This is a genomic window from Pseudomonas protegens (assembly GCF_003732485.1).
GTDB lineage: Bacteria > Pseudomonadota > Gammaproteobacteria > Pseudomonadales > Pseudomonadaceae > Aquipseudomonas > Aquipseudomonas protegens_B.
Genome location: NZ_MOAK01000033.1, coordinates 38,122 through 41,904 on the forward strand (window position 1 = coordinate 38,122; position 3,783 = coordinate 41,904).

Below are 3,783 nucleotides of genomic sequence, written 5' to 3' on the forward strand. Positions count from 1 at the left end.
CAGGCCCCTTCCCAGCCGGCCGAACGCAGGCGTTGCGTAGGGGGCAGCTCGGCAGGGATGCCGAGCTAGCCGCCACCCGGCCATGGATGGCCGGTTGGCGGCGGCCCCCGGAGCAATGCCGGAGAGAGGGAACCCCGAGCCTTAGCGAGGGGCCCATGGAGGGGCAAGCGTTTTTGGTTCCTTTTTAGGCGTTTGTAAAAAGGGACTCGCCGTAAGGGCGAAACCATAAGTGGCCACACCCGCAGGAATGGATATGTACCCCGTCCCACTCGCTGTAAGAGCGAAACCATAAGTGGCCGCACCCACAACAACGGATATGTACCCCGCACCCTCACCCCAAAGGCAAAACCGCCAGCGGCCACCCCGCATCACCGGATTAGCCCCGCGAAAAACCCACCCCTCTATCGCCATCCGCAATCACCTCCCCCCTGCATATCGCCCTTTGGAATTCCCCCCAAATCCCCCCTCGATCCCCCGTGAATCCACCTGTCGGAAACCCACAAAATCAATGTGCCATTACCCCGCCCTTTCCACCCGCGCTGCTTAACTGCAAAAGCTGCCGAGTACCGCAGCACCCATCCACACCCACGGAAGGCACACGCCATGAGCAATGCATCTCAACATGTGATTCCACCCTACGGGGTGGCCATTCAATCGGCGATCTCCGAAGGCAAGCTGCCCCAGATGAAAGCCCTGTTGGCCAAGCGCGGTCCGAAAGAGTCCGAACCCAAGGATCTGCACAACGCCTACGAACAGCTGGCCAAGGAAGTCGCCCGCCTGGAACAGCACTAGTCGCTGTTTCCCCGTCATTGAATGGAGGCAAAACAAATGTCTGGTTCTATCCCCCAAGAAGGCCTGTTCCCCCTGAGCTATCGCATCGGTACCTCGCAACCCGGGGCTCAGACCCTGATCCTCAATCTGTTGGTCTACGCCCCCGAGCACAGCGTGCGCGGCACGTCGTCCATCACTCAGGCGGTCAATCCGCCCCTGGACCTGCATAGCGAAGTCTGGGGTCAGTACACCTACCTGACGGTCATGCCACCGAGCACCAGCAAGATCCTCGTCACCGCCCAGGGCAATCAGGGCGGACCCGGTTCCAACTCCGTCATCAACTTCAAGCTGCATCTGGTGGTCGGCGAGGACTGGAAGGAAGGCGTGGCCAACTACCAGTACTACAACGGACACAGCTGGGTATCGGTCAATCAGGTCCCCGCCCATCTGCAGGAACCCGTGCAGTCCAGCACCCTCTCGGCCCCTCACCATGGCCAGCCCAACCGCCCGCTGCCACCGATCTCGGCGCTGTACGCGGCACCGATCCACGGCGCCATCGCCAGCGGCGACCTGGCGCAGATGAAGAGCCTGCACAAGGTGGCCACCCAGCAACTGGAGCAGTTGCCGCTGATCCGCACGGCGCTGGATGCGGCCAAGGCCGAGATCGACAAGCACGAGCGGCGCTGATTCCGGCCGTCCAGCGAACCTGATGTCTTCTATCGAGATAAGGAGTTGCAGCATGACAATCGGACTGTTCCATACCCGCCTCATCGTCGCCAACCCTGTGATCGGTGGCCCGGTGCTGACCCTCGACCTGCTGGTCGACACCCCGAAAAAACGGGTCAGCGGCATCGCCCGTGTGACCCAGAGCACGTCGCCACCGGTGCGCTTCCACGCCGATGTCTGGGGCGACTACTCCCAGGTCAAGCTCGACCCGTCCAGCGAGGGGCACATCATCCTCAGCCTGGCCGGCAACCCCAGCGGCCCCAACAGCGATATCTCCCAGACCTTCCAGCTGCAGGGCATCCTCGGCCTGGACTGGGCCAGCGGCTTTGCCAGCTACAAGTACCTGTACCAGGGCCATTGGCATGTGGTCCAGCATGCCGCCGTGAGCCAGGCGCCCGTGGATCAAGCGGCCAACGCCGAGCCGGTACCCAAGGACGATCAGCGGCATCTGTACCCGCAGCCGCTGTATGCCGTGGCGCTGCAGCAGGCTCAGAGCAGCGGCGATCTGGCGCGGCTCAAGGCGCTGGTGGCCCAGGGCGAGCAGCAACTGGCCAACAGTGACAACCTGAGCCAGGCGGTGCAGCAGTTGCAAGCGGAAATCAGCCGCCTGGAACGTCGCTGAGCCCAGGCACCCGGGGCCGGCCGGCAAGGGGCGGCCCCAGGGTTGCGGTAAACCGATCGCGCCATTGCCGCACAAGGAAGGCGCGCCTATTTCGATGGGTTGGTGCCGCGCACCGCTGGGTGCGCAAGGATCTTTCATGTCAGACCGTCTCCCCGCCCGCTACCTCAGCGAAACCGACCTCAAGCGCTATGTGCCGGTGCACGTGGTCTGGGAAATCACCCTCGCCTGCGACCTCAAGTGCCTGCATTGCGGCTCCCGTGCCGGGCATCGGCGCCCCGGCGAGCTGAACACCCAGGAATGCCTGTCGGTGATCGATTCCATCGCCGCCCTGGGCACCCGGGAAGTCACCCTGATCGGCGGCGAAGCCTATTTGCGCAAGGACTGGACGCGGCTGATCCAGGCCATCCACGACCACGGCATGTACGTGGCGATCCAGACCGGCGGACGCAACCTGACCCCGGCCAAGATGCAGGCCGCAGTGGACGCCGGGCTCAATGGCGTCGGCGTGTCCCTGGACGGCCTGGCGCCGCTGCATGATGCGGTGCGCAACGTCAAAGGCTCCTTCGACAAGGCCCTGGACACCCTGCGCCGGGCCAGGCAGGCCGGCCTCAAGGTCAGCGTCAACACCCAGATCGGCGCCGCCACCCTGCCCGACCTGCCGGCCCTGATGGAACTGATCATCGATGCCGGCGCCAGCCACTGGCAGATCCAGCTGACGGTGGCCATGGGCAACGCCGTGGATCACCCCGAGCTGCTGTTGCAGCCCTATCAATTGCTGGAGGTGATGCCGCTGCTGGCCCGGCTGTATCGCGAAGGTGCCGAGCGCGGCTTGCTGATGAACGTGGGCAACAACATCGGCTACTACGGCCCCTACGAACACATGTGGCGCGGCTTCGGCGACGACCGTGTGCACTGGAGCGGCTGCGCCGCCGGGCAGACGGTGCTGGCCCTGGAAGCCGACGGCACGGTCAAGGGCTGCCCGTCCCTGGCCACCGTGGGTTTCTCCGGTGGCAACGTGCGCAGCATGAGCCTGCACGACATCTGGCACTACAGCGAAGGCATCCACTTCGGCCGCCTGCGCTCGGTGGACGACCTGTGGGGCTACTGCCGCACCTGCTACTACAACGACGTCTGCCGCGGCGGTTGCACCTGGACCTCGCACTCGCTGCTGGGCAAGCCGGGGAACAACCCCTACTGCCATTACCGGACCCTGGACCTGGCGAAAAAGGGCCTGCGCGAGCGCATCGTCAAACTCGAAGACGCCGGCCCGGCGTCGTTCTCGGTGGGCCGCTTCGACCTGATCACCGAGCGCATCGACACCGGCGAGGCGGTCTCCAGCGTCAGCGACAGCGGCCAGGTGATCAAGCTGGCCTGGGTCAACCAGGGCCAGGCCTCCCCCGAGGAAGGTCGCATCCCGCCGCGCCTGGCCCTGTGCCGCAGTTGCCTGGAGTACATCCACACCCATGAAAGCACTTGCCCGCACTGCCACGCCGATGTCGCCGCCGCAGAGGCCCGGCACCAGGAAGACCGGCTGCGCCAGCAGGCGCTGATCAACACCCTGCACCAGTTGCTGGGCATGCCCCAGGAGCAACCGCGCCTGTAGCCCCCGCCCGCCCCGCCACCGCGCCAGCCCCAGGCGCGGCGGCGGGTATAGCGGCCCCGCC

Annotated in this window: 4 protein-coding genes; all 4 read left to right on the forward strand. The window is 65.3% G+C overall.

The window, feature by feature from the left end; genetic code table 11:
* Nucleotides 1-603 precede the first annotated feature (603 nt).
* The 4 genes from BLX41_RS05480 (at nt 604) to BLX41_RS05495 (ending at nt 3,722) form a co-directional block, all read left to right on the forward strand.
* A complete protein-coding gene (locus tag BLX41_RS05480) occupies nt 604-792 on the forward strand; it encodes a DUF1843 domain-containing protein (RefSeq protein ID WP_123724079.1) in 189 nt (62 codons plus the stop codon).
* Nucleotides 793-828: 36 nt separating this feature from the next.
* Complete coding sequence (locus BLX41_RS05485; RefSeq protein WP_123724080.1) at nt 829-1,458, forward strand: DUF1842 domain-containing protein; 630 nt, start codon at nt 829-831, stop codon at nt 1,456-1,458.
* A 52-nt stretch (nt 1,459-1,510) separates the two neighbouring features.
* On the forward strand, nt 1,511-2,119 hold the full coding sequence (locus BLX41_RS05490) for a DUF1842 domain-containing protein (RefSeq protein WP_123724081.1): 609 nt from the start codon (nt 1,511-1,513) through the stop codon (nt 2,117-2,119).
* Between the two features lie 136 nt (nt 2,120-2,255).
* Nucleotides 2,256-3,722: a GDL motif peptide-associated radical SAM/SPASM maturase gene (locus tag BLX41_RS05495; protein WP_123724082.1), complete on the forward strand. Its 1,467-nt coding sequence runs from the start codon at nt 2,256-2,258 to the stop codon at nt 3,720-3,722.
* Nucleotides 3,723-3,783: the final 61 nt, after the last annotated feature.

Excerpts from the sequence above, each read along its gene's own strand:
- BLX41_RS05480 (WP_123724079.1), top strand. The coding sequence starts at position 604 with ATGAGCAATGCATCTCAACATGTGATTCCACCCTACGGGGTGGCCATT.
- BLX41_RS05485 (WP_123724080.1), top strand. The coding sequence starts at position 829 with ATGTCTGGTTCTATCCCCCAAGAAGGCCTGTTCCCCCTGAGCTATCGC.
- BLX41_RS05490 (WP_123724081.1), top strand. The coding sequence starts at position 1,511 with ATGACAATCGGACTGTTCCATACCCGCCTCATCGTCGCCAACCCTGTG.
- BLX41_RS05495 (WP_123724082.1), top strand. The coding sequence starts at position 2,256 with ATGTCAGACCGTCTCCCCGCCCGCTACCTCAGCGAAACCGACCTCAAG.